This window comes from Celeribacter indicus, assembly GCF_000819565.1.
Classification (GTDB): Bacteria; Pseudomonadota; Alphaproteobacteria; order Rhodobacterales; family Rhodobacteraceae; genus Celeribacter; species Celeribacter indicus.
The window spans coordinates 1579247-1602649 of record NZ_CP004393.1 but is presented as its reverse complement, the minus strand read 5'-3'; the positions used below and the strand labels follow the sequence as shown (position 1 = coordinate 1602649).

General features: G+C 69.7%; 22 protein-coding genes. 9 read left to right on the top strand and 13 right to left on the bottom strand.

Features of this window, described 5'->3' with window-relative positions; all coding sequences use genetic code 11:
• Positions 1-23: 23 nt before the first annotated feature.
• From P73_RS08105 to P73_RS08095, 3 genes are all read right to left on the bottom strand, one after another.
• A complete protein-coding gene (locus P73_RS08105) occupies positions 24-1412 on the bottom strand; it encodes a TRAP transporter large permease (protein ID WP_043869218.1) in 1389 nt (462 codons plus the stop codon).
• 5 nt (positions 1413-1417) lie between these two features.
• Positions 1418-2107 (bottom strand): TRAP transporter small permease, encoded by a 690-nt coding sequence (locus P73_RS08100; protein ID WP_043869217.1) that lies wholly within the window; start codon positions 2105-2107, stop codon positions 1418-1420.
• A gap of 151 nt (positions 2108-2258) precedes the next feature.
• Complete coding sequence (locus P73_RS08095; protein WP_043869216.1) at positions 2259-3260, bottom strand: TRAP transporter substrate-binding protein; 1002 nt, start codon at positions 3258-3260, stop codon at positions 2259-2261.
• A gap of 513 nt (positions 3261-3773) precedes the next feature.
• Here P73_RS08095 and P73_RS08090 point away from each other — a divergent pair.
• A complete protein-coding gene (locus P73_RS08090) occupies positions 3774-4148 on the top strand; it encodes a hypothetical protein (protein WP_043869215.1) in 375 nt (124 codons plus the stop codon).
• Complete coding sequence (locus tag P73_RS08085) at positions 4145-4354, top strand: helix-turn-helix transcriptional regulator (RefSeq protein ID WP_043869214.1); 210 nt, start codon at positions 4145-4147, stop codon at positions 4352-4354. The genes P73_RS08090 and P73_RS08085 overlap by 4 nt, the downstream gene beginning before the upstream one ends.
• On the opposite strand, the gene P73_RS08080 is transcribed toward P73_RS08085, so the two are convergent.
• Both P73_RS08080 and P73_RS08075 read right to left on the bottom strand, forming a co-directional pair.
• A complete protein-coding gene (locus P73_RS08080) occupies positions 4345-5583 on the bottom strand; it encodes a sigma-54-dependent transcriptional regulator (RefSeq protein ID WP_043869213.1) in 1239 nt (412 codons plus the stop codon). The two genes, P73_RS08085 and P73_RS08080, sit on opposite strands and share 10 nt — an antisense overlap.
• Positions 5580-7385 carry an ATP-binding protein gene (locus P73_RS08075; protein ID WP_082033153.1) on the bottom strand — a complete coding sequence of 602 codons (1806 nt, stop codon included), beginning with the start codon at positions 7383-7385 and terminating at the stop codon, positions 5580-5582. The genes P73_RS08080 and P73_RS08075 overlap by 4 nt, the downstream gene beginning before the upstream one ends.
• Positions 7386-7446: 61 nt before the next feature.
• On the opposite strand from P73_RS08075, the gene P73_RS08070 reads away from it, so the two are divergent.
• The 5 genes from P73_RS08070 to lexA all read left to right on the top strand — a co-directional run bounded on the left by P73_RS08070 (position 7447) and on the right by lexA (position 12187).
• Entirely contained in the window at positions 7447-8631 is a 1185-nt protein-coding gene (locus tag P73_RS08070; protein ID WP_043869212.1) for a cytochrome P450, read from the top strand.
• A gap of 46 nt (positions 8632-8677) precedes the next feature.
• Positions 8678-9484: an indole-3-glycerol phosphate synthase TrpC gene (trpC, locus tag P73_RS08065; RefSeq protein WP_043869211.1), complete on the top strand. Its 807-nt coding sequence runs from the start codon at positions 8678-8680 to the stop codon at positions 9482-9484.
• Positions 9485-9495: 11 nt separating this feature from the next.
• Positions 9496-9972: a cyclic pyranopterin monophosphate synthase MoaC gene (gene moaC / locus P73_RS08060; protein WP_043869210.1), complete on the top strand. Its 477-nt coding sequence runs from the start codon at positions 9496-9498 to the stop codon at positions 9970-9972.
• Positions 9973-11145 (top strand): molybdopterin molybdotransferase MoeA, encoded by a 1173-nt coding sequence (locus tag P73_RS08055; protein ID WP_043869209.1) that lies wholly within the window; start codon positions 9973-9975, stop codon positions 11143-11145. It abuts the gene before it with no gap.
• A 337-nt stretch (positions 11146-11482) separates the two neighbouring features.
• Positions 11483-12187: a transcriptional repressor LexA gene (gene lexA, locus P73_RS08050; RefSeq protein ID WP_043871504.1), complete on the top strand. Its 705-nt coding sequence runs from the start codon at positions 11483-11485 to the stop codon at positions 12185-12187.
• 410 nt (positions 12188-12597) lie between these two features.
• Here lexA and P73_RS08045 read toward each other — a convergent pair whose 3' ends face one another.
• Positions 12598-14760 carry a ComEC/Rec2 family competence protein gene (locus tag P73_RS08045; protein WP_074743139.1) on the bottom strand — a complete coding sequence of 721 codons (2163 nt, stop codon included), beginning with the start codon at positions 14758-14760 and terminating at the stop codon, positions 12598-12600.
• Positions 14761-14840: 80 nt separating this feature from the next.
• On the opposite strand from P73_RS08045, the gene gltX reads away from it, so the two are divergent.
• Positions 14841-16271 (top strand): glutamate--tRNA ligase, encoded by a 1431-nt coding sequence (gene gltX / locus P73_RS08040; protein WP_043869208.1) that lies wholly within the window; start codon positions 14841-14843, stop codon positions 16269-16271.
• 197 nt (positions 16272-16468) lie between these two features.
• A complete protein-coding gene (gltA, locus tag P73_RS08035) occupies positions 16469-17767 on the top strand; it encodes a citrate synthase (RefSeq protein ID WP_043869207.1) in 1299 nt (432 codons plus the stop codon).
• Positions 17768-17888: 121 nt separating this feature from the next.
• On the opposite strand, the gene P73_RS08030 is transcribed toward gltA, so the two are convergent.
• The 7 genes from P73_RS08030 to P73_RS08005 all read right to left on the bottom strand — a co-directional run bounded on the left by P73_RS08030 (position 17889) and on the right by P73_RS08005 (position 23347).
• Complete coding sequence (locus P73_RS08030; protein ID WP_043869206.1) at positions 17889-18665, bottom strand: enoyl-CoA hydratase-related protein; 777 nt, start codon at positions 18663-18665, stop codon at positions 17889-17891.
• 187 nt (positions 18666-18852) lie between these two features.
• Positions 18853-19302 (bottom strand): cytochrome c-type biogenesis protein, encoded by a 450-nt coding sequence (locus P73_RS08025; RefSeq protein WP_043869205.1) that lies wholly within the window; start codon positions 19300-19302, stop codon positions 18853-18855.
• A complete protein-coding gene (locus P73_RS08020) occupies positions 19299-21269 on the bottom strand; it encodes a heme lyase CcmF/NrfE family subunit (protein ID WP_043869204.1) in 1971 nt (656 codons plus the stop codon). Before P73_RS08020 ends, P73_RS08025 begins: the two co-directional genes overlap by 4 nt.
• A 160-nt stretch (positions 21270-21429) precedes the next feature.
• The gene (locus P73_RS08015) at positions 21430-21852 is read right to left on the bottom strand and encodes a hypothetical protein (protein WP_043869203.1); all 423 of its coding nucleotides are present in this window, start codon (positions 21850-21852) and stop codon (positions 21430-21432) included.
• A 138-nt stretch (positions 21853-21990) separates the two neighbouring features.
• Positions 21991-22167 carry a hypothetical protein gene (locus tag P73_RS26180; RefSeq protein ID WP_169747680.1) on the bottom strand — a complete coding sequence of 59 codons (177 nt, stop codon included), beginning with the start codon at positions 22165-22167 and terminating at the stop codon, positions 21991-21993.
• Complete coding sequence (locus P73_RS08010; protein ID WP_043869202.1) at positions 22164-22745, bottom strand: holin family protein; 582 nt, start codon at positions 22743-22745, stop codon at positions 22164-22166. Before P73_RS08010 ends, P73_RS26180 begins: the two co-directional genes overlap by 4 nt.
• The gene (locus P73_RS08005; protein WP_043869201.1) at positions 22736-23347 is read right to left on the bottom strand and encodes a holin-associated N-acetylmuramidase; all 612 of its coding nucleotides are present in this window, start codon (positions 23345-23347) and stop codon (positions 22736-22738) included. Before P73_RS08005 ends, P73_RS08010 begins: the two co-directional genes overlap by 10 nt.
• Positions 23348-23403 lie beyond the last annotated feature (56 nt).

Genomic DNA, 23403 nt, shown 5'->3' with positions numbered 1-23403 from the left:
GCGCACCAGGCCGCCCCGCCCGGTCAGCGCGTGATGATCTCCGGTCCCATCAGCGAGGTCGGCAGATAGGTCGAGAGCCAGGGCACGTAGGTGACGAGGATCAGGAACACGAAGAGGATCGCGAGGAAGGGAAGTGCCGCGCGCACCACCGCGATCATCGGCATCCCGGCGACGCCCGAGGTCACGAAGAGGTTGAGGCCCACGGGCGGCGTGATCATCCCGATCTCCATGTTCACCACCATGATGATGCCGAGGTGGATCGGATCGACGCCGAGTTCGATGGCGATCGGGAAGACGAGCGGCGCGACGATCACGATCAGGCCCGAGGGCTCCATGAACTGCCCGCCGATCAGCAGGATCACGTTGACCATCACGAGGAACATGATCTTGCCGAAGCCCGCCGACAGCAGCGCCCTGGCGATCTGTTGCGGGATCTGTTCGTCGGTCAGCACATGTTTCAGGATCAGCGCGTTGGCGATGATGAACATCAGCATGATCGTGAGCTTGCCCGCGTCGAACAGCGTGCGGCGCGTGTCGCGGTGCCAGAAGGCGGTCAGCAGCGCGTAGGGCTTCCTGACGAGCGGCACCGGCCCCTCTGCGCCCGCAAGCGGCCCCATGTCGCGATAGACGAAGCAGGCCACGAGGAAGGCGTAGACGGAGGCGACGGCGGCCGCCTCGGTCGGGGTGAAGATCGCGCCGGTGACGCCGGGAATGCCGTAGATGCCGACCATGATGATCACGATGAGCATGAGGCCCCAGAAGGCGTCGCGGAAGGAGGCGCCGACCTCGCCCCAGCCCTGCCATTCGCCCTTGGGCAGGCTTCTGACCCGCGCGATGACATAGATCGCGAGCATCAGCATCGCCCCCGCGAGCAGGCCCGGAATGACGCCGGCGAGGAACATGCGCCCGACGGAGACATCGGTGGCGGAGGCGTAGACCACCATCACGATGGAGGGCGGGATGAGGATGCCGAGCGTGCCGGCGTTGCAGATCACCCCCGCCGCGAAATCGCGCGTGTAGCCCATCTGGCGCATCGCCGCGATGACGATGGAGCCGATCGCGACCACGGTGGCGGGGGAGGAACCGGAGAGGGCGGCGAAGATCATGCAGGCGAAGACGCCCGCGATCGCGAGCCCGCCGTGGAAATGCCCGACGCAGGCGATGGAGAAGCGCACGATGCGTTTCGCCACGCCGCCGGTCGACATGAAGGAGGAGGCGAGGATGAAGAAGGGGATCGCGAGCAGCGTGTAATGCCCGGCCATCGCCTGATAGAGCGACTGCGCCACGGAGGCGAGCGAGGTGTCCGAGAACAGGAGCAGGAAGATCATGGAGGACAGGCCGAGGGAGACCGCGATCGGCACCCCGATCAGCAGCAGGCCCACCACCATCACGAAAAGGAACAGCACGTCCATGGGAATTAGTCCTCGTATGCGCCGCGCGCGGCGCGTTCGACATCGTCCTCGGCCTCGTGCGACACGATGAGGCTGGCCTGTCTGCCGGCCACGATGCGGACCGTCGCCTGGAGAACCCGCAGGAGGATCAGCGCGGCGGAGACGGGAAGGATGACATAGGGGATGACGCGGGGCAGCTTGTCATAGGCCTCGCCGTAGTTGATCAGGTCCTCGAGCCAGCGGAAGATGCCGAGCATCGGCACCTGGTCGGTGACGTAGAAGGCGCGGTCGCGGGCGTTCTCGGTGAAGCCGAGCGGGAACCAGCGGCCCGCCGTGGGCTGGAGCCCGGCGAAGGGCGCCCAGTAATCCCACGCGCCCTTCATCAGCAGCGCCGCATAGGCGATGCAGACGAGGGCCGAGAGGATCGCGAGCACGCGCCGGCCGCGATGCGGCAGCACGTTCACGAGCGCGTCGACGCCGAGGTGCGAGGTCTTCTTGAACCCGTAGGAGATGCCGAGCAGCACGAGCCAGGCGAAAAGGATCAGCACCACCTCGAGGCCCCAGATGAGCGAGCGGTTGAAGCCGTAGCGCAGCACCACGTTGACGAAGGTGATGAGGGTCATCGCCCCGAGGATGAAGGCGATCAGGTTTTCCTCGAGCGCGTCGAAGACGCGGGAGACGGGCGTTCCCGTCGGAATGTCGTGAGGCTCTGTCATGGTGCGGGACCCCTCTTGCCGCGGGTGCGCGGCGGGTTGCGGCGGGTTGTCGTGAGGCGGGCGGCAGGGCCGCGGCGCGCGCCCGCGCGCGGGATGCGGGCGGCGCGGCCCCGCCCTGTCGGAGGACGGGACCGGCCGGCGGCCGGCGCGGTCAGTGTTTCGCGTTGATCTCCTGGGCGAGCGCGATGTTGTCGGCGCCCACGCCGTCCTCGAACTGCGCCCAGACCGGCTTCATCACGTCGACCCAGGCCTGGCGCTGTTCGTCGGTCAGCTCGCGGATCTCGCCGCCCGCCTCGAGGATCGCCTGACGGCTCTCCGCCTCGACCTCTTCCACGGCGGCGTTCCGCTCGACCGTCACCTCGTGCATGATGGTCTGGAGCTGGTCGCGCACCTCCGGCTCGAGCCCGTCCCACCAGTCCGAGGAGGTCACGACGAGATAGTCGAGCACGCCATGGTTGGTCTCGGTGATGCCGTCCTGCACCTCGAAGAATTTCTGGCCGTAGGTGTTCGACCAGGTATTCTCCTGCCCGTCCACGACGCCGGTCTGGAGCGCGCCGTAGACCTCGGAAAAGGCCATCGGCTGCGGGCTCGCGCCCAGCGCCTGCATCTGCGCCACGAGCACGTCGGAGGGCTGCACCCGGAACTTCAGGCCGCGCGCGTCTTCCGGCAGGATCAGCGGCTTGTTGGCCGAGAACTGCTTCATCCCGGAATGCCAGAATTCGAGCCCGGTGAGCCCGCGGCGCTCCATCGAGGATTTCATCGCCTGGCCGGCTTCGGAATTCTGGAACTCGTCCACGGCGGGCATGTTCTTGAACATGAAGGGCAGGTCGAACAGGCCGAACACCTTGGTGAAGGTCTCGAATTTCGACAGGCTGGGCGCGGCCATCTGCACATCGCCCTGGAGCATCGCCTCGAGCACCTGGTCGTCGTTGTAGAGCGTGGAGTTCGGATAGACCTCGACGCAGGCGGTGCCGTCCATCTCCTCGTCGACCCGGTCGGCAAAGAGCTGGGCCGCGATCCCCTTCGGGTGCTTGTCGCCGTTCGTCACATGGCTGAACTTGATCACCATCTCGCCCGCGTCGCAGGCGGCGAAGGCGGTGGTGGCGGTCGTGGTCAGCGCGAGCGCGGTGGCTGCGGTGGCAAGAAATCTCATGTCTGTCCTCCCGTTCATGATCATCCGTGACACCGCACGACGGTGCGCGGCGGTGTCACCTGCGCCAAGGAAGACCGGGCGCGCAGAGCCGGGCAAGGGGAGCGGCGCGTCGGCGGGAATTTTCCTGAAAGCCACGCCTTAACAACCCGTTACGCCTCACAGCAAACGCATATCCGCCATGCACCTTGCGCAAGTGTGCGATTTTCCGCACGCAACTTTCTTGCGCATGTGCAGGATTCCGCACATCGCCCGGCGGCGACTCGCCGGTCCGTCCGCCTCCGGCCTGGGCGCGCGCCCTGCTTTTTGCTGCCGGAAATACTCGAAACGGCGCGCCCCTGGCCGGCCGCGCGACGTGAGTATTTGGCGCAGCAAAAAAGCGCCATGCTGCGCGGTCGGACGCCGCGCGGGCGGTGTTCGGGAGGTTCGGTCGGCTTGTCGGACTGTAAAGCTCGCTTGACAGCCTCTCGGCGGCGGGATATGTAAAGCAAACTTTACATTTCGCGGAGTCGTCCCATGCACGCCAAAGCCCTCCGACGCGCCCTTCTCGGGCTCCTGCCCTATCCTGTGCTGCTTGTGGCGGCGAACGCTCTCTCCAGCCGCCTGCCCGGCGACAGTCCGCTGCAGATCGCCCTCGTCGCCCTGCCGGTGATCGGCTGCCTCGCGGTGCTCCGGGCCGTCACGGACACGATCCGCAGCCTCGACGAATACCAGCGCAAGCAGAGTTTTGAGGCGATCGTCTTCGCCTTCGCCGCGACGGCGCTGACCACGTTCACCTGGGGCTTCTTCGAGGATGCCGGGATGCCGAAACTGCCGACCTTCGCCATCTGGCCGGTCATGGCCGGCTACTGGCTTCTCGGCGGGGCCTGGGTGAGCGTCCGCAGCCGATGAAGAACCGGCTCAAGGAATTGCGCGCCGAATTCGGACTGAGCCAGCAGGAGCTCGCCACGCGCGCGGGGGTATCGCGCCAGACCGTGATCGCCGTCGAGAAGGGCAGATACGATCCCTCCCTGCCGCTGGCCTTCGTCCTCTCGGGCATCTTCGGGCGGCCGATCGAACGGATCTTCACGCCGGACACCGATCCCGCTCAGCGGTAATCCTCCGCCCGCACCCCGTGGCGGGTGAGCTTGTCGTAGAAGGTCTTGCGCGGCAGTTTCAGCCCGCGCGCGGCTTCCGTCGCGTTGCCGCAATGGCGTTGCAGCGCGGCGATGAGGAGCGAGCGTTCGACCTGGGCGAGCTGTTCGGCGAGGCCGAGCTCCTCCTGCGCCTCGCCCTCCGTCAGACCCATGGCGAAGCGCATCGCGGCATTCATCAGCGAGCGCGCGTTGCCCGGCCAGTCCTGCGCCATCAGCCGGGCGATCACCTCGGGCGTGATCTCCGGCACGGGAAGGTCGGATTGTTCGCAGGCGATGTCGACGTAATGGCGAAACAGCGTCGGAATGTCCTCGCGCCGCTCGCGCAGCGGCGGAATGCGGATCACGGCGGCGTCGAGGCGATAGAACAGGTCGGGGGAGAAGCGGCCGAGCTCGACCTCGCCGGCGAGATCGGCATAGGTGCCCGCGATCAGCCGCGGGCGGTCGTGCGCCTCGAGCAGTTCGAGCAGCGCGAACTGCACCGGGCTCGACAGCCCCATGATCTCGTCGAGGAAGACCGAGCCCTCCTTCGCCGCGCCGAACAGCCCCGCGAGGCTGTCGGGCGTCATCGCCGCGGCGGGCTGCTTGACGAAGGGCGCCATCGAGCCCGCCGACAGCAGGTGCACGACCTCGGCCATCTTCGCCGTACCGACGCCGGGCTCGCCGGTGACGAGCACATCCGCACCCGACCGCGCCAGCGCGCGCGCCTCCGCCCGCATCCGCTTCGACAGATCGGAGGTGCCGCGCAGCAGCCGCGCGGCGGCATCGCCGCGCTCGACCTGGCGCTTCAGCCGCCGGTTCTCGAGCACGAGGGCGCGGGTCTTCAGCGCCTTTTCGACCACCGCGATCAGATCCTTCGGCGCGCAGGGCTTCTCGAGGAAGTCGAAGGCCCCGCCGGAGATCCCGCGCACCGCCATCGGCACGTCGCCCTCCCCGGTCAACAGGATCACCGGCAATTCGGGATCGACCGACTGGGCATGGTCCAGAAGCGCGAACCCGTCCTTTCCGGGCATGCGGATGTCGGTGACGACGATGCCCGCGAAATCGCGCGCGATATGGTCCTTCGCCTCGATATAGCTGCCCGCGGGGATCGGGCGGAGGTCGGCCAGTTCGAGCGTCTGGCCCAGCGCCTCGCGCACGCTCGCGTCGTCGTCCACGAGAAGCACCCGCTCGGGTGTCGATGTCCGGCTCATTCCGCGGCCTCCCCCGGTGTCGTGACGCGCGCCGGCGTCAGTTCGATGGTGAACTCGGCCCCGCCGCCCGCGCGGTTCGCCCCGCGGATCCGCCCGCCGAAGGACTGGATCAGGCCATAGGAGATCGACAGGCCGAGGCCCATCCCCTCGGAGGCGCCGACCGGCTTGGTCGTGTAGAACGGATCGAAGATCTTCTCCGGCTCCGCGATCCCGCCCCCGGTGTCGCTGACGCGGAGCCGGGTCGGATCGCCCGGCTCGATGCGGATCCCGAGGCGTTTCTCCGGGCTCTCGCGCATCGCGTCCACCGCGTTCGACAGCAGGTTCATCACCACCTGCTGCAACCGCACCTCCCCGCCCCGCACCCAGACCGGCCCCGCCGGCGCCCAGTCGAGCGTGACGCCGGCGTTGGCGATCTTCGCCTGGGTCATCTCCAGCGCGGCCTCGACGACCGAGGTCAGCTCGACATCGGTGATCGTCTCCGGCTCCTGCCGCGCGAAGGCGCGCAGGTTCTTGATGATCCGCCCCATGCGCCGCGCCAGTTCGGAGATCCGTTCGAGATTGTCGGCGGCGCGGTCCGGCCGGTCGCGGTCGAGGAAGGTGCGGGCATTCTCCGCGAAGGAGCGGATCGCCATCAGCGGCTGGTTGAGCTCGTGGGAGATCCCCGCCGACATCTCGCCCAGCGCGGAGAGCTTTCCGGCCTGCACCAGATCGGCCTGCGCGCGTTTCAGCCGCGCCTCCGCCTCCTCGCGCTCGTGCACCTCGCGCAGGAGTTCGCGGTTCGCCACCTCGAGCGCCTCGGTGCGTGCGGCGACGCGCGCCTCGAGCCGGGCGTTGGCCTCTGCGAGCGCGCGCCGCCGTTCGGCCACGAAGATCAGCGCCATCACGAAGAGCAGCACCACGACCGCCGCCATGCCGCCCTGCAACCCGGCGCGCGAGAGGACCGGGGCGAGATCCATCAGCAGTTCCGCCTCGAGCCCCACGACCGGCAGCGGCTGTGTCAGATGCAGCGCCGGCGAGGGGATATAGGGCCCGGCGGAGAGGCGCCAGATGTCGTGCCCGCCGATCCTGTGCCGCGCCTCGACCGGCATCGGCCCGGCCAGCCCGCCGCGCAGGATCAGCTCGCTGCGGTTGGAGACGAAGACGACGCCGTAATCGTCGGTGAAGAATGCCGCCGAGGGCTCGCTGGGCCAGCCCCATTCGATCAGCGCGACATCGACATTGACGATCACCGCCGCCGCCGCGCGGCCGCCCCCGGCAAAGACCGGCGCGGCGAAGACATAGCGCCGGCGTCCGCGGGAATCGACGAAATGGGCGATGCCGAGCGCGCCGGTCATCGCGCGCGCATGGGCGGCCTGCGCGCCCCTCGGCCGCTGTTCCTCCCCCGCGGCGGCGAGCACGCGGCCGTCGCGGGCGACCAGCATCAGCGATTGCGCCCCGGTCTTGTCGGCCATGCCCTGCATCAGCTCCACCGCCGCCCCGACCGTCGCCGCGCCCGGTGCGCCGCCCGGTGCCCCGCCGCTCTCCGCCGTCCCCGCCCGCGAGAGGGCGAGCACGGTCGGATGGTCGGAGAGGAACACCGCAAGCTCGCGATAACGCTGAAGCCCCGCCGCGAGCCGGTCGGAGGCGAGCGCGAGATCCGCCCGGCCCCGCTCCGCCGCCTGGTCGAGTTCCGCACGCAGGCTCAGCGCGAAGACGGCAAGGCCGAAGGCGACCACCGCGACGAGCCCCGCCACGGGCCAGACCAGCCGGTGGAACACGGGCCGGGGCAGGTCTGCGGGCATGTCGGGCGTCGGGGCGGTCATGGGCGCGCAGGATAGGAAAGCTCTCTTGCAAAGGGAAGAGCGCGCGGGGCAGTCTGGCGGCATGAAACGCTTTTCCATGCCGCCCTCCGATCCCGCCTTCGTCCAGGATCCCTATCCGTTCTACGACCGGCTGCGCGCGGGCGGGCGGATGGTGCATTGGGAGGAGCTCGACCTTCCGGTGATCGCGGGCCATGACGGCGTGTCGATGGCGCTGCGCGACACGCGCTTCGGCCGTGAGGCGCCGGAGGGATTCGCCCCCGCGATCCCCGACCACCTGCGGCCCTTCTACGAGATCGAGGCGCATTCCATGCTCGAGCTCGAGGGCGAGCGGCACAGGCGCCTGCGGTCGCTGGTGCTGCGCGCCTTCACCTCCCGCCGGGTGCGCGCGCTGCTCCCCGATCTCGAGGAGATCACCGACGGTCTGATCGACCGCTTCCCCGCCGGGGAGGCCTTCGACCTGCTGCCGGCCTTCTGCCAGCAGGTGCCGATCCGGGTGATCTCCCGCCTGCTGGGCGTGCCGGAGGAGATGGGGCCGCGCCTGCTCGGCTGGTCGCATGCGATGGTGGCGGTCTACACCCCCACCCGCACCCGCGCGATGGAGGAGGCCGCCGCGCGCGCCGCGACCGAATTCGCGGAATTCCTGCGCGGCTATGTCGAGGAGCGCCGGGCGCGGCCCGCCGACGATCTCATCACCCATCTGATCGCCGCCGAATCCGAGGGCGAGAGGCTGTCGACCGACGAGCTGATCTCCACCTGCGTGCTGCTTCTGAACGCGGGTCACGAGGCGACGGTCCATGCGCTCGGCCTCGCCGTGAAGACGCTGCTGGAGCGGCGGACGCCGCCCGCGTTCCTTGGGGCGGACCGGATCGACGGCACGGTCGAGGAGCTGTTGCGCTTCGACCCGCCGCTGCACCTGTTCCAGCGCTGGGTCAACGAGGACACGGTGTTCCTCGGGCAGGAGCTGAAACGCGGAGACCGGATCGGGCTGTTGCTCGGGGCGGCGAACCGCGACGACGACGCCTGGGACGATCCACATGCCTTCGATCCCGCGCGGAAGGTGAAACAGAACATGTCCTTCGGCGCAGGCCTGCATTTCTGCGTCGGCGCGCCGCTCGCGCGGCTCGAGATGCGCGTCGCCCTGCCGCGCCTGTTCGACCGCTGCCCCGGCCTGCACCTGACCGAGCCGCCGGTCTATGCCGACACATGGCATTTCCACGGGCTCGACCGGCTGATGGTGCGCCTGTGACGCATTGGTTCTTTCCATCGCGGGGTCACGGCTGTATCACGATCCCATGACAACCGTTCTCGACAAGATCAAGGCCTACAAGCTCGAAGAGGTCGCCGCCGCGAAACAGGCGGTGCCGCTCTCCGCGCTCGAGGCCGAGGCCCGCGCGCATTCCGCGCCCCGCGGCTTTGCGGCGGCACTGCAACAGGCGGCGAAGACCGGCTACGGCCTGATCGCGGAGATCAAGAAGGCCTCGCCCTCCAAGGGCCTGATCCGGCCCGATTTCGACCCGCCCGCGCTGGCCCGCGCCTATGAGGCGGGGGGCGCGACCTGCCTGTCGGTGCTGACCGACACGCCGTCCTTCCAGGGCGCGCCGGATTATCTGAAGGCCGCGCGGGCGGAGGTCGCCCTGCCGGTGCTGCGCAAGGATTTCATGTATGACACCTATCAGGTCGCGGAGGCCCGCGCCTGGGGCGCCGATGCGATCCTGATCATCCTGGCCTCGGTCGAAGATGCCCAGGCCGCCGAGCTCGAGGCGGCGGCGGCGGACTGGGGCATGGACGTGCTCGTCGAGGTGCACGACGCACGGGAACTCGAGCGCGCGAGCCTGCTGAAATCGCCGCTCCTCGGCATCAACAACCGCAATCTCAAGACCTTCGAGACCTCGCTCGACACCACGCGGACGCTCTCGCGCCTCGCGCCGGCGGACCGGACGCTCGTCTGCGAAAGCGGGCTGTTCACCCCCGGCGACCTCGCCGACATGGCCGCCTATGGCGCGCGCTGCTTCCTCATCGGGGAAAGCCTGATGCGGCAGGAGGACGTGGAAACCGCGACGCGCGCGCTGCTGGCCGATCCGGTCTCCGGCAGGATGTGAGGGGGCCCGGCATGGCGGAGCTGACCCATTTCGACGAGGGCGGAAACGCCCATATGGTCGATGTCTCCGGCAAGGCGGTGACCGACCGCCTCGCCATCGCGGAAAGCGCGGTGAGGATGCGGCCGGAGACGCTGGCCCTCGTCACCGAGGGCACGGCGAAGAAGGGCGACGTGCTGGGCGTCGCGCGGCTCGCGGGCATCATGGGGGCGAAGAAGACCGCCGACCTGATCCCGCTCTGCCATCCCCTGCCGGTGACGAAGGTCACGCTCGACCTCACCCCCGACGAAAGCCTGCCCGGCGTGCGCATCCGCGCGAGCGTGAAGACCTCCGGCCAGACCGGGGTGGAAATGGAGGCGCTCACCGCCGCCACCGTCGCCGCGCTCACCGTCTACGACATGCTGAAAGCCGCCGAGAAGGGGATGGAGATCGTCTCCACCCGCCTGCTGCGCAAGGAAGGCGGCAAATCCGGCACCTATGAGGCCGATTAGATGATCTCCGTGTCCGACGCCCTCGAGAACGTGCTCGCCCTCTGCGCCCCGCTGCCGACGGAGACCGTGCCGCTGCGCGCCGCCCATGGCCGGGTGCTCGCGCGCGATGCGCTGGCCCGGCGCGACCAGCCGCCCTTCGCGGCCTCGGCGATGGACGGCTACGCGCTGCGCTCCGCCGACTGCGCGCCCGGCGCGTCCTTTGCCGTCGTGGGCGAAAGCGCGGCGGGCCACGGGTTCGACGGGACCGTCGGCACCGGGCAGACCGTGCGGATCTTCACCGGCGCGCCGGTGCCCGCCGGGGCCGACCGCGTCGTCATCCAGGAGGACGTCACGCGGGCGGGCGACCGGATCACCCTCTCCGCACCGATCGGGGACAACACCAACATCCGTCCCGCCGGCGGCGATTTCCGCGCCGGCGACCGGCTGGAGGCCCCGCGCCGGCTGACCCCGCGCGATGTCGTGCTGCTCGCGGCGATGAACCTGCCGGAGGTCGAGGTCTACCGCCGCCCCGAGGTCGCGCTCATCGCCACCGGCGACGAGCTCGTGATGCCCGGCGAAGAGCCCGGCCCGTCGCAGATCATCGCCTCCAACACCTTCGGCCTCGCCGCCATGGTGGAGGCGGCGGGCGGCGTGGCGCGCGTGCTGCCGATCGCGCCCGACGACGAGCCCCTCCTGCGCCAGAGCTTCGCGCTGGCCGGGGGCGCGGACCTGATCGTGACCATCGGCGGCGCCTCCGTCGGGGATCACGATCTCGTCGGGAAGGTCGCCGCGGACCTCGGCCTCGCGCGGGCCTTCTACAAGGTCGCGATGCGGCCCGGAAAGCCGCTGATGGCCGGGCGCATGGGCGGCTCCGTGATGCTGGGCCTGCCGGGCAATCCCGTCTCCTCCATGGTGACGGCGCAGGTCTTCATGCTGCCCGCCCTCGCCGCGATGCAGGGCCTGCCGCCCGCCCCGCCGGTGCCGCAGAGCGCGCCCCTGCTCGAGGATGTGGCCGCGAACGGACCGCGCACCCATTACATGCGCGCGATCCGCGAGGCCGGCGGCATCCGCCCCTTCGCCAGCCAGGACAGTTCGCTCGTCTCGATCCTGTCGCGCGCCGATGCGCTGATCCTGCGCCCGCCCCACGATCCCGCCCGCCGCAGGGGCGAGCCGGTCGATTACCTCGCGATCTGAGGCGCCCGCCCCGCCGCCGCGGCACGCTTAACCCCGAATTAACCGCTGTCCCTCTTTCCTGCTCCCGAGGCGCCGGACGCCTCCGTTTCGAAGGAGAGGAAAGTTGACACATTTCGGGAACACCGGTAGAACATTTTCAGAACATGCGTCGAAAGCCGTCTGGCATCTCGTGGAGACGGGCGGACCTGTCGCCTTCGGGCGGGCGCCGGAAACGGGCGGGATGCGCATATCGGGCGCGCAGCCGCCGGTGCCGGTGCTCCGGGATCCCCGCGGGGGCGGCGGCACGACCGGCGCGCAATGGCGACACCCGCAGGAGACGGGACAGAGGAGCGAGCAGATGCTGACGAAGAAACAACTCCAGCTTTTGGACTTCATCCACACGCGCATGGCGCGGGACGGCGTGCCGCCCTCCTTCGACGAGATGAAGGAGGCGCTCGACCTGCGCTCCAAATCCGGCATCCACCGGCTGATCACCGCGCTCGAGGAACGCGGCTTCATCCGCCGCCTCGCCCATCGCGCGCGCGCCATCGAGATCGTGAAACTGCCCGACAGCCTCGCCGGCACGGCGGGCACCGCGCCCGGCTTCGCCCCCCGCGTGATCGACGGCGACCGCCCCGACGCGCCGCCGCACGCCGCCGCGATTGAGGTCTCCGCCGCCGCCGTGAGCCTGCCCGTCATGGGCAAGATCGCCGCCGGCGTGCCGATCGAGGCGATCGCGGACGGGGCGGTGACCGTCGCTGTGCCGGGCTCGATGCTCTCCGGGCGGGGCAACCATTACGCGCTCGAGGTCAAGGGCGAGTCGATGATCGACGCCGGGATCAACAGCGGCGACATCGTCGTGATCCGGGAAACGTCCAGCGCGGAGACCGGCGGTATCGTCGTGGCCATGGTCGAGGGCTACGAGACCACGCTCAAGCGCTACCGCCGCCAGGGCGACATGGTCGTGCTCGAGGCGGCAAACCCCGCCTTCGAGGATCGCGTGTTGCCCGCCGACAAGGTCGAGGTACAGGGCCGCCTCGTCGGGCTGATCCGCAGCTACTGACCCGCGCCCCGACATGCGGCCGCGCCTGACGCGGGCCGGTCGGGCGCTCACGGCGGGGCCGGACGGCACCGGCCACGTCACAGCCTGCGGAAGCCCGCCGCCGTCGCGGTTTGTGCACCGCCCGACATGCGGCCGTGCCTGACACCTGACCACCCCCGCGCTCCCGGCGGGACCGGACGACACCAGCCACGTCACCGCCTGCGAAGGCCAGCCGCCCCCGGCGGCTTACGCCCGTCCGGCTTGCGGCCGCGCCTGACGCCTGACCACCCCGCCCTGGCGATAGAACCGGACGACACCGGCCACGTCACAGCCAGCAACGGCCCGGCCTGCGCGGGCGCCGCGACGGCCTCGCCTGACGCCCGAGGCGCGGCGATCCCAGAGGCGCTGTCTTGCCCAAGGGACGGCTTCCCCTAATGCCCGGCCAGCCGCGCCCCGGCGGCGGGATCGAACAGCAGGCCCGACGCCCCCTGCGGCAGCGCCGCCTGTGCCGCGGCGGCGGACGGGGCGCCCGGCCCGCGCAGGGCGGGCGCGGTCCAGAGCCGCGTGCCGGCGGCCGCCTGGGCCGTCCGCAGCCGCACGCCGCCGCGCGTTTCCCCGACGGCAAGCGCACCGCTCGCCCGCAGGAAGCCGAGATCCGCGAGCAGGCAACCGCCGGGCGGCGGCGGGCCCTCCCAGAGCCGGTTGACGATCACCAGATCCTGCGCGGCACAGGCCGCCGCCGCCCGCGCCTGCCAGCCGCGCCCCGTGACATGGGCGATGCGCAGCCCGCCGATGTCGAGCGGCGGCATCGGGCGCGCGGCGGCCATCGCCTGATCCGGCAGGTCTCCGTCGTTCTCGAGCCAGACTTCGGCGGCAAAGCCGCTGCCCGTCGCCTTCGACAGCGCCCGCCCCTCCGCCCCCATCCGCCCGACCAGCCCGCCATCCCCGGAAACGAGCAGCGCCGGCCGTTCGGCAAGGCTCCAGGCCAGGACTCCCGCGACCACCGGCGCGAGGCCCAAAAGCCGCACCCGGCCGCGCCAGAGGAGGACGAAGAGGCCGCCGAGGGCGAGCAGTGGCAGGGTTTCCGGCGGCGGGGCGGGAACGCGGCTCACCGCGCCCTCCCAGCCGGAGACGGTCGCCGCGACGAAAAGCACCCAGCGGATGCCGAGCCCCATCGCCCAGAGCGCCGCGCCCGACAGGCCAAAGGGCGCAAGCACCAGCGCGACCACCGCGGCGGGCATGATGAGCGCGCCCATGACGGGCACGGCGGCGAGGTTGGCGATCAGGCCGAAATCCGCGATCCGGTTGAAATGCGCGGCGGCGACGGGCGCGGTGGCGAGCCCCGCGACGGCGGAGGAGAGCACCACCGCCGCCACGCCGCGCAGCGGTTTCGGCCAGCGCGCCATCGGGCTCCCCCGGCGCAGCAGGGTGAAGACGGCGACGAGCGCGGTGGTCGCGGCAAAGGACATCTGGAACCCCGGCTCGGGCAGCACCTCGGGACGGAAGGCGAGGATCAGCAGCGCGGCGAGCGCGACCGCGCGCAGGGAAATCGCCTGACGGTCGATCAGGATCGCGCCGAGCATGACGCAGACCATGACAAAGGCCCGCTCGGTCGCCACGTTCCAGCCCGACAGCGCCAGGTAGAACAGCCCCGCCGCCATCGCGCCCGCCGCCGCCAGCTTCTTGAGCGGCCATTTCAGCGCCGCGCCGGGGACGAGCGCCAGCGCGAGGCGCAGGGCAAAGAACACCGCCCCCGTCAGCAGCCCCATGTGCAGCCCCGAGATCGCCAGCAGATGCGACAGGTTCGCCGCGCGCAGGCTCTCGGCCGTCTCCTCCCCGATGCCGGAGCGGTCGCCGGTGAGGATCGCGGCGGCGAAGGCGCCGGTCTGGCCCGGCAGCCGGGTCTGGAGCGCGGCGGAGAGCGCCTGGCGCTGGCGGTGGATCCAGAGCGCGGCGCCGCGGTCCGTCTCACCGAGCCGCAGCACCGGCACGCGGGTGTAGCCGACCGCGCCGAGCCGGTCGAACCACGCGCTGCGCCGGAAGTCGAAGCCCCCCGGCTCCGCCGGTCCGGGCGGCGGCGACAGATGCGCCGTCAGGCCGAGACGCGCGCCCGGTTCCGGCGTGACGAAGCCCTGCGCGCCATGCAGCGAGACGCGCACGCGCAGGGGCGTGCGGTCCGGCGCCACGTCGCGGAGCCGCACCCGGTCGAGCGTGAGGCGCAGCGCGTCGGAGGCGGAGCGGTCGATCGCGACCACCCGTCCCTCCACCGGGCCGTGGTAGCGAAAGCCCAGCACCGGGGCCGCGACCGCATGGGTCCGCAGCCCCGCCGCGAGACAGCCGAGGCCGAAGGCGAGCGTGCCGACCAGCAGCGGCGCGAGGCGCGGCGGCATCCGGCGCAGGAGCAGGAGCGCCGCGGCCAAGGCGACCGCGAGGAGCGCGAGCGTGGCCCGCGCGGGGTCGTGCGGCAGCGCAAAGAACAGGCCGACACCGCCGCCGAAGCAGACCGGCAGCCAGAGGACCAGCCGGCCGCGCTGCGCCTCGACGAGATCGGGCAGACCTCCGGCCGCTCTCCGCAGGGGGTGCAGCCTTGTCACCCTTGTGTCCCTTTCCGCGTTATCCTATGCCCTTCTCACCATTCATCCGCCATCCTGGTTACCAAAGGCTTAACATTCCCATGTCCGCGACCCCCGCCGCCCGTGACGTCGTCACCCGCATCGCCCCCTCGCCCACAGGCGACATGCACATCGGCACCGCCCGCACGGCCCTGTTCAACTGGCTCTACGCCCGCGGACGCGGCGGGAAATTCCTTCTGCGGATCGAGGACACGGACCGCGCGCGCTCGACCGAGGCCGCGACGCAGGGCATCCTTGCGGGCATGGACTGGCTCGGGCTCGACCATGACGGCGAGGTGGTGAGCCAGTTCGCCCGCGCCGGCCGCCATGCCGAGGTCGCGCGCCAGATGCTCGCGGAGGGCAAGGCCTACAAGTGTTTCTCCACCCAGGAGGAGATCGAGGCCTTCCGCGAGGCCGCCCGTGCCGGGGGCCGCTCGACGCTGTTTCAAAGCCCGTGGCGCGACGCCCCGCCCGAGACCCATCCCGACGCGCCCTATGCGATCCGCGTGAAGGCGCCGCGCGAGGGCGTGACGGTGATCCGCGACGAGGTCCAGGGCGATGTGACGATCCGCAACGACCAGCTCGACGACATGATCGTGCTGCGCTCCGACGGCACACCGACCTACATGCTCGCCGTTGTCGTCGACGATCACGACATGGGCGTGACCCATGTGATCCGCGGGGACGACCATCTCAACAACGCCGCGCGGCAGATGCTGATCTATGCCGCGATGGAATGGCCCCTGCCCGTCTACGCCCATATCCCGCTGATCTTCGGCCCCGACGGCAAGAAGATGTCGAAGCGTCACGGCGCCACCGGCGTCGCGGAGTACAAGGCCATGGGCTATCCCGCCGCCGGCATGCGCAACTACCTCGCGCGGCTCGGATGGAGCCACGGGGACGACGAATTCTTCACCGACGATCAGGCGCGGGAGTGGTTCGACCTGTCGGGAATCAACAAGGCCCCGGCGCGGTTCGACACGAAGAAACTGGAGAATATCTGCGGCCAGCACCTCGCGATCATGGAAGATGCTGAAATCTTGGGCGAAGTCGCCGGGTATCTCGAGGCGAGCGGTCAACCCGCATTGATGCAGAGCCAGCTTGCGCGTCTTGGGCAAGCCCTGCCCTTTCTCAAGACCGCGGCAAAGATCTATCCGCAACTCCTTGAAAAAGCCCGGTTCGCCCTGGTCGAACGGCCCGTGGATCTCGACGAGAAAGCCGCGAAACAGCTCGGCTCTGTATCCAACGGTATACTGGAAGAATTGACGCCGCACCTGCAAAATGTTAGCTGGAAGCGCGACGATCTGGAGGAGGCCGTCGGCCGGGTGATGGAGGCGCAGGACATCGGGTTCGGCAAGGTGGCCGGCCCCCTGAGAGCCGCACTCGCCGGCCGCACCGTCACCCCCAGCGTCCTCGACATGATGATCGTGCTGGGCCGCGAGGAAACGCTGGCCCGCCTCAAGGACTTCATGGCGCAGGGACGCGCGGCCTGAGCGGTCGGGTCCGCGGACGGGGGGTCGGATCTCCGGCCGTCCCCGCGGCGCGGGATCGCGGGACGAATTTCGGGATCCTCCGCGGATCCCCAGCCTGGACGGCGCCCGGCAGCCGGGTGCCCGCCTGACCACCAACGGCGCATCCGCGTCCCGCGAAGGCGGAGCGGGGGCGTTCGTTGCCAACCGAAGGAACGATTATGGCAGACACTCAGAAAACAGCGACACTCACGCTTGACGGCAAGTCCTACGAGCTTCCCGTTCTCTCGCCCACCGCCGGACCTGACGTGATCGACATCCGCAAGCTCTATGGCCAGGCCGACGTGTTCACCTACGATCCCGGCTTCACCTCCACCGCCTCCTGCGACAGTGCGATCACCTATATCGACGGCGAGGCGGGCCTGCTGCTGCACCGCGGGTATCCGATCGGCGACCTCGCCGAAAAGTCGCATTTCCTCGAAGTCTGCTATCTCCTGCTCTACGGGGAACTGCCGACCGCCGCGCAGATGGAGGATTTCGAAGGCCGCATCACCAAGCACACGATGGTGCATGAGCAGATGCTGAAATTCTTCTCCGGCTTCCGCCGCGACGCGCATCCGATGGCGATCATGGTCGGGGTCGTGGGCGCGATGTCCGCCTTCTACCACGACAGCACCGACATCTCGGACCCCTGGCAGCGCGAGGTCGCCACGATCCGCCTGATCGCCAAGATGCCGACCATCGCCGCGATGGCCTATAAATACACGATCGGCCAGCCCTTCGTCTATCCGCGCAACGATCTCGACTATGCGTCGAACTTCCTGCGCATGTGCTTCTCCGTCCCGGCGGAGGAATACGAGGTGAACCCGATCCTCGCCCGCGCGATGGACCGCATCTTCATGCTCCACGCCGACCACGAGCAGAACGCCTCCACCTCCACCGTGCGCCTCGCCTCCTCCTCGGGCGCCAACCCCTTCGCCTGTATCGCGGCGGGCATCGCCTGCCTCTGGGGCCCGGCCCATGGCGGCGCGAACCAGGCCTGCCTCGAGATGCTGCGCGAGATCGGTTCGGTGGACCGCATCCCGGAATTCATCGCCCGCGCCAAGGACAAGAACGATCCGTTCCGCCTGATGGGTTTCGGCCACCGGGTCTACAAGAACTTCGACCCGCGCGCGACCGTGATGAAACAGTCCGCCGACGAGGTTCTGGAGCTTCTGGGCATCGAGAACAACCCGACCCTCCAGGTCGCCAAGGAACTCGAAAAGCAAGCGCTGGAAGATCCGTATTTCACGGAGAAGAAACTCTTCCCGAACGTGGATTTCTACTCCGGCATCATCCTCGAGGCGATGGGCTTCCCGACCTCGATGTTCACCCCGATCTTCGCGCTGTCGCGCACGGTCGGCTGGATTTCCCAGTGGAAGGAGATGATCGAGGATCCGGCGATGAAGATCGGCCGCCCGCGCCAGCTCTACACCGGCGCCACCGAACGCCCCTATGTGGATATCGAGAACCGCGGCTGAGGCCGGCGCTCTCGCCCCGACGGAAAACCCGGCCTCGCGGCCGGGTTTTTTCATGCCGGGACCGGCACCCGCACCGCGACGCTCAGGCGGCGGCGCGCCCCCCCGGACGCGCCCGCCGCGCTCAGCGTCCCTCGTAGGAGGGTTTGCGCTTCTCGAGGAAGGCGAGCACGCCTTCCTTGAAATCGCGGGTGCTGCCGCATTGGGTCTGGAGCTTTGCCTCGAGCGCAAGCTGGTCCTTCAGGCTGTTGTCGAAGGACGCGTGCATCGCCCGTTTCACATTGCGGTAGGCGACCGTCGGCCCCTTGGCCAGATAGGCCGCCCGCGCGCGCCAGTGCGCCTCGAAATCGCTGTCGGGCACCGCCTCGTAGATCATGCCCCAGGCCATCGCCTGCGCCGCCGAGATCTCGTCGGCGAAAAGCGCCGAGCCCATGGCGCGGGCCAGCCCCACGAGCCGCGGCAGCACATAGGTACCGCCCGCGTCCGGGATCAGGCCGATGCGGGAGAAGGCCTGGACGAAGACCGCCGATTGCGTCGCGATCACCACGTCGCAGGCCAGCGCGAGCGAGGCGCCCGCCCCCGCCGCCGCGCCGTTGACCGCGGCGATGGTGGGCGCCGGGCTGTCGTGGATCGCATGCAGCATCGGCTCGTATTCGTCGCGCAGCGTCCGTTCGAGATCCGCCGTCGCGGCATTCACCCCGTCCCCGAGATCCTGGCCCGAGCAGAAGGCGCGGCCCCCGCCGGTGAGCACGATCACCCGCGCCGATGCCGCGGCATCGCGCACCGCATGGGTGATCTCCGCCCGCATCTGCGTGTTGAGCGCGTTGCGCACCGCCGGGCGGTCGAGCGTCACGACGGCAACCCCGTCCTCGCGCGCGACGCGAATGGTCTCGTACTGCATGCGGATATCCTCCCTCGCCTGGTCGCCCTCAGGATAGGGATCGGCCGGCGCTTGGAAAGCGGAACGCCCCGTCACGCAGGGATTTCATGGGTCCATGGTGCGGGCATCGGGCGTCTGTCGGGGGCGCCCGCGCCCGGCCGGGGCGCGCGCGGCGGCCGGGTCATGAGTATTTGGAGCAGCAAAAAGCCTAGTCGTTCAGCAGCGACCGGAGGCGTTTCTCCTCCTCCTCGGTGAGATCGGCCTGTTCGGGCGCATGGCCGCGGCGGCGGATGAAGGCGAAGCCGATGCCGAGCGCGACGAGCAGCATCGCCGGGCCCGCGATCCAGAGGAGCTTGTTGGCGCCGGTGAGCGTCGGTTTCAGCAGCACGTATTCGCCGTAGCGGTCGACGATATAGTCCACCGCCTCCTCGTTCGTGTCGCCCGCCACGAGCCGCTCGCGCACGAGCAGGCGCAGGTCCTTCGCGAGTTCCGCGTTCGATTCGTCGATGTTCTCGTTGCGGCAGACGAGGCAGCGCAGGCCCTGCGAGATGTCGCGCGCCCGCGCCTCGAGCGCCGGGTCGTCGAGCATCTCCTCGGGCTGGACCGCGTGAAGCGGGGCGGCGAGGCAGAGCATCAGGACGAGGAGGAGGCGTTTCATTCGGCAGGCACCTCCCTCGGGGCCGGCGCGGCCTTGCGCGCGCCCGCGGCGACGCGGTAGCGGCGGTCGGTGAGCGAGAGCACGCCGCCGAGCGCCATGATGATCGCGCCGCCCCAGATCCAGTTCGCGAGCGGCTTGATATAGGTGCGCACCGCCCAGCCGCCATTCGCCTGGACGTCGCCGATCACGAGGTAGACGTCGCGCCAGAAGCCGTTGTCGATTCCCGCCTCGGTCGTCGGCATCTGCGCCACCGGGTAGGAGCGTTTCTCCGGGTGGAGGGTGGCGACGCGCCTGTCGCCGTCGAACACCTGTATCGTCGCCATGGTGGTGACGTAGTTCGGCCCCTGCCGGCGCTCGACCGCATCGAGCGCGATGGTGTAGCCCGCGACCTCGAAGCTGTCGCCCTCCTGCACCACGCGGATGTCCTCGACCGTCCAGGCGGTCAGCCCGGCGATGCCCATCATGGTGATGCCGAGCCCGCCATGGGCGAACAGCCGGCCCCAGTCGGCGCGCGGCAGGCGGGTGAGCCGGCCGAGGTTCGGGCGCCGGCCGGTGCGCAGCAGCAGGTCCTGCACCGCCCCCGCGACGAGCCATGTGCCGAGCGCGAGGCCGATCGGGCCGAGCAGGGTCTGCTGCGTCTGGATCGCCCAGACGAGGCCCAGCACGGCGAGGGCGAGGATCAGGGAGGGGATGAGCTTTTTCGCCGTGGCGCCGAGGCGCGCGCGTTTCCACGGCAGGATCGCGCCCACGGGCAGGATGATCGCGAGGGCGGTGAAGAAGGGCGTGAAGGCCGCGTTGAAGAAGGGCGCGCCGACCGAGAGCGTGCGGTCCCAGAAGGCTTCGGCGACGAGCGGCCAGATCGTGCCGATGAAGACGACGAAGGCCGCGACGGCGAGCAGGATGTTGTTGATGACGAGCGCGCTTTCCCGCGAGACCATGGAGAAGACGCCCTTGGCCTGCATCGCGGAGGCGCGCAGGGTGAAGAGGGTGAGCGCCCCGCCCATGAAGACCGCGAGGATCAGCAGGATGAAGACGCCGCGTTCGGGATCGTTGGCGAAGGCGTGGACCGAGGTGATGACGCCCGAGCGCACGAGGAAGGTGCCGATCAGCGAGAAGCCGAAGGCGAGAATCGCGAGCAGGATGGTCCAGCTTTTCAGCGCTTCGCGTTTCTCGACGACGATGGCGGAATGCAGCAGGGCGGCGGCGAAGAGCCAGGGCATGAAGGAGGCGTTTTCCACCGGATCCCAGAACCAGAACCCGCCCCAGCCGAGTTCGTAATAGGCCCACCACGACCCGAGCGCGATGCCGATGGTGAGGAAGACCCAGGCCGCGAGCGTCCAGGGCCGCACCCAGCGGCCCCAGGCGGCGTCCACCCGGCCCTCGAGCAGGGCGGCGACGGCGAAGGAGAAGGTCATCGAGAGCCCGACATAGCCGAGGTAGAGGAAGGGCGGGTGGAAGGCCAGGCCGGGATCCTGGAGGAGCGGGTTGAGATCCTGCCCGTTCATCGGCGGCATGGCGAGGCGCTGGAACGGGTTGGAGGTGAAGAGGATGAAGGCGAGGAAGGCGACCCCGATCGCGGCCTGGACGCCGAGGACGCGGGCGCGCAGCGTCACGGGCAGGTTGCCGCCGAACAGCGCCGCCGCGCCGCCGAAGAGCGCGAGGATCAGCACCCAGAGGAGCATCGAGCCCTCGTGGTTGCCCCAGACGCCGGCGACCTTGTAGAGCATGGGTTTGAGCGTATGCGAATTCTCGACCACCACCCTCAGCGAGAAATCCGAGGTGACGAAGGCATAGGTCAGCGCGCAGAAGGAAAAGGCGATGAGCGCGAGCTGCACCATCGCCGCGGGTTCGCCGGCCGCCATCAGCGCGCGCCGGCCGGTCTGTGCGCCCCAGAGCGGCAGCACGGTCTGGACCACGGCCACGAAGAAGGCCAGCACGAGGGCGAAATGTCCAAGTTCCACGATCATCGGGGATCTCCTCTTTGTCTGATGTTCTACACGGAATTGCCCGGCCTCGCCAATGGGCTGCGCGCCGATGTCGCAAGGGCCGGCGTACAGGCCTGCGCCTGCGCGGGAGAGGGACCGCGCGGGCCCCTCTCCCTGTCTCCTTTCCCCGTCCGCTCCGACGCTACAGGAGCAGGACCACCCCGAAGGAGACGAGCGCCGCCGCCAGGACCGGCACGAGGAAGGCCCCACCCCTGAGGCCGAACGTGCCCTGGATCACCGCGAAGTGAAGGACGGCGCCGCAGATCAGGATCGACAGGACGACGAAGAGCGCGGCCGCCTCCTGTCCCCAGGCGGGATGGTCCGCGATCTCGAGGAGCCACCACCAGCCGATCGTGAGCCCCGATCCGGCCCAGGAGAGCGACATGCCGAGCGCGAGCGGCGTCGCGCGCAGCTGCCACAGCCACAGGAAGGTGGCGGAGATCATCAGCGCCATGAGCGCGATCGTCCCGTAGGCCAGGAGCATCGCCGCCTCGTAGCCGAGGCCGCGCATGGCGAGGGCGCTGGCGCTCAGGACCAGGGCGTAAAGCGAAACGAGCTGTCTCATGGGGTCAACATCTCCCTCACGGCGGCATCGAGCGCATCGGCCGCCTCGCGGTTTCGTCTCAGCGCCCGGACGAGCGAAGGCCCGGACAGGAGGTCTCTCACGAGGCCGGCGAGCCGGCGTGCAAGGCATGTCATCGGCTCACCCCCTCGGCAGGCGTTCGCGGATCATCGTGGTCATCTCCACGAGGATCTGGGTGTTCTTGTCGAGCGTCGCGCGGGTCGCGTGATCGCGTTGCAGGTCGCGGTGCAGCAGGAAGACCACCAGCAGCGCCCAGGGCCCCTGTTCGGTGAGGGCCAGCACGAGAGCGTCGGTCATCCCCGTCCCTCCCGCCAGGCGGCGAGCGCGGGATTGGCGGCCCCGGCGCCGGGCAGGTCGCCCGCCTCCGCCCCGGCGCCGGAAACGGGCGGTCCCGCGCCCTCCGCCCCCGCCCCGAGCGCCCTCAGCGCGGCGAGATTGGCCTTCACCACCGGCGCCTGCGCCATCGTCGCCGCGACGGAGCGCTGGAATTCCTGCGACTTCACCTGATAGCGCGCACCGAAATAGAAGGAGACGATGGTGCCCAGGAGCCACCACATCGGTTCGGGAATGAGGGCGATGCCCTGCATCCGGGAGGCGAACCAGATCGGGTCGACCATGGCCGAGATGCAGAGCCCGATCGTGCCGAAGGCCATGAGCGGGCGCGGCACGCGGTTGAGCGCGTCCATGACGCGGTCGAAATACCCCGTGCGCGGTGCGGCGAATTCGGCGGCGAACTGCTCCATCGCCGCCTTTCGGTGGCCCGCCTCGCGGTCCGCCGCGCCTTCGGCATTCTCGAAGAAGACCTCCGCCGTGTCCTTCACGACATTGCGTCCGTCGCCGAACATCAGCTCGAAGATGCGTCCGATCAGCCCCATGGCGCCACCCGTGCGGCATGCTCGGCCTCCGTCAGGTGATAGCGCGGGGAGATGAACTCCTCTGCCCGGCGGATCCAGCCGCCCTTGCCGCCGTCGCGCCGGCGCGCGTATTTGCGCGAGGCCGGGCGGCGGTCGGCGAGGGCATAATAGTAGTTGCGCCGGGCGATCCCGTAGGCATCCGCGAGGTGATGCGGCGCAAGCGATTGCGCGAGAAGGGCGGCCTCGATGGTCTTCGGCCCGATGAGGCCGTCCACGGCGATCCCCTGCCCCATGTCGTTCAGAAGGCGCTGGAGGATGCGCACCGCATTCGCCCCCGCGTTCACATACATGTCGAAGACGCTCGCCTGGAGCAGCGGCGGCAATTCGTCGATCCGCGGGCGGCGGAAGTAATGTTCGACGAAGATGTCGCGCGCCCCCTCGCGGGTGAGCTTGCGCAGGTCGCCCTCCGTCACCCGCCCGTCGCCGTCGAGATCCATGCCCAGCGCGCGCATCGTGCCGATGGTCACGCCGTATTTCGTCGCCCCGCCCGGATCGTCGGGATCGTTCACGAACCCGCCCTCCCGCGCGATGATGTCATCTGCGATCTGCTGAACTGTCTGCATTGCCTCTGTCCCACCAGTTGATGAGACAAGCATCGCGCAAAAAGGTTAACGCCCGC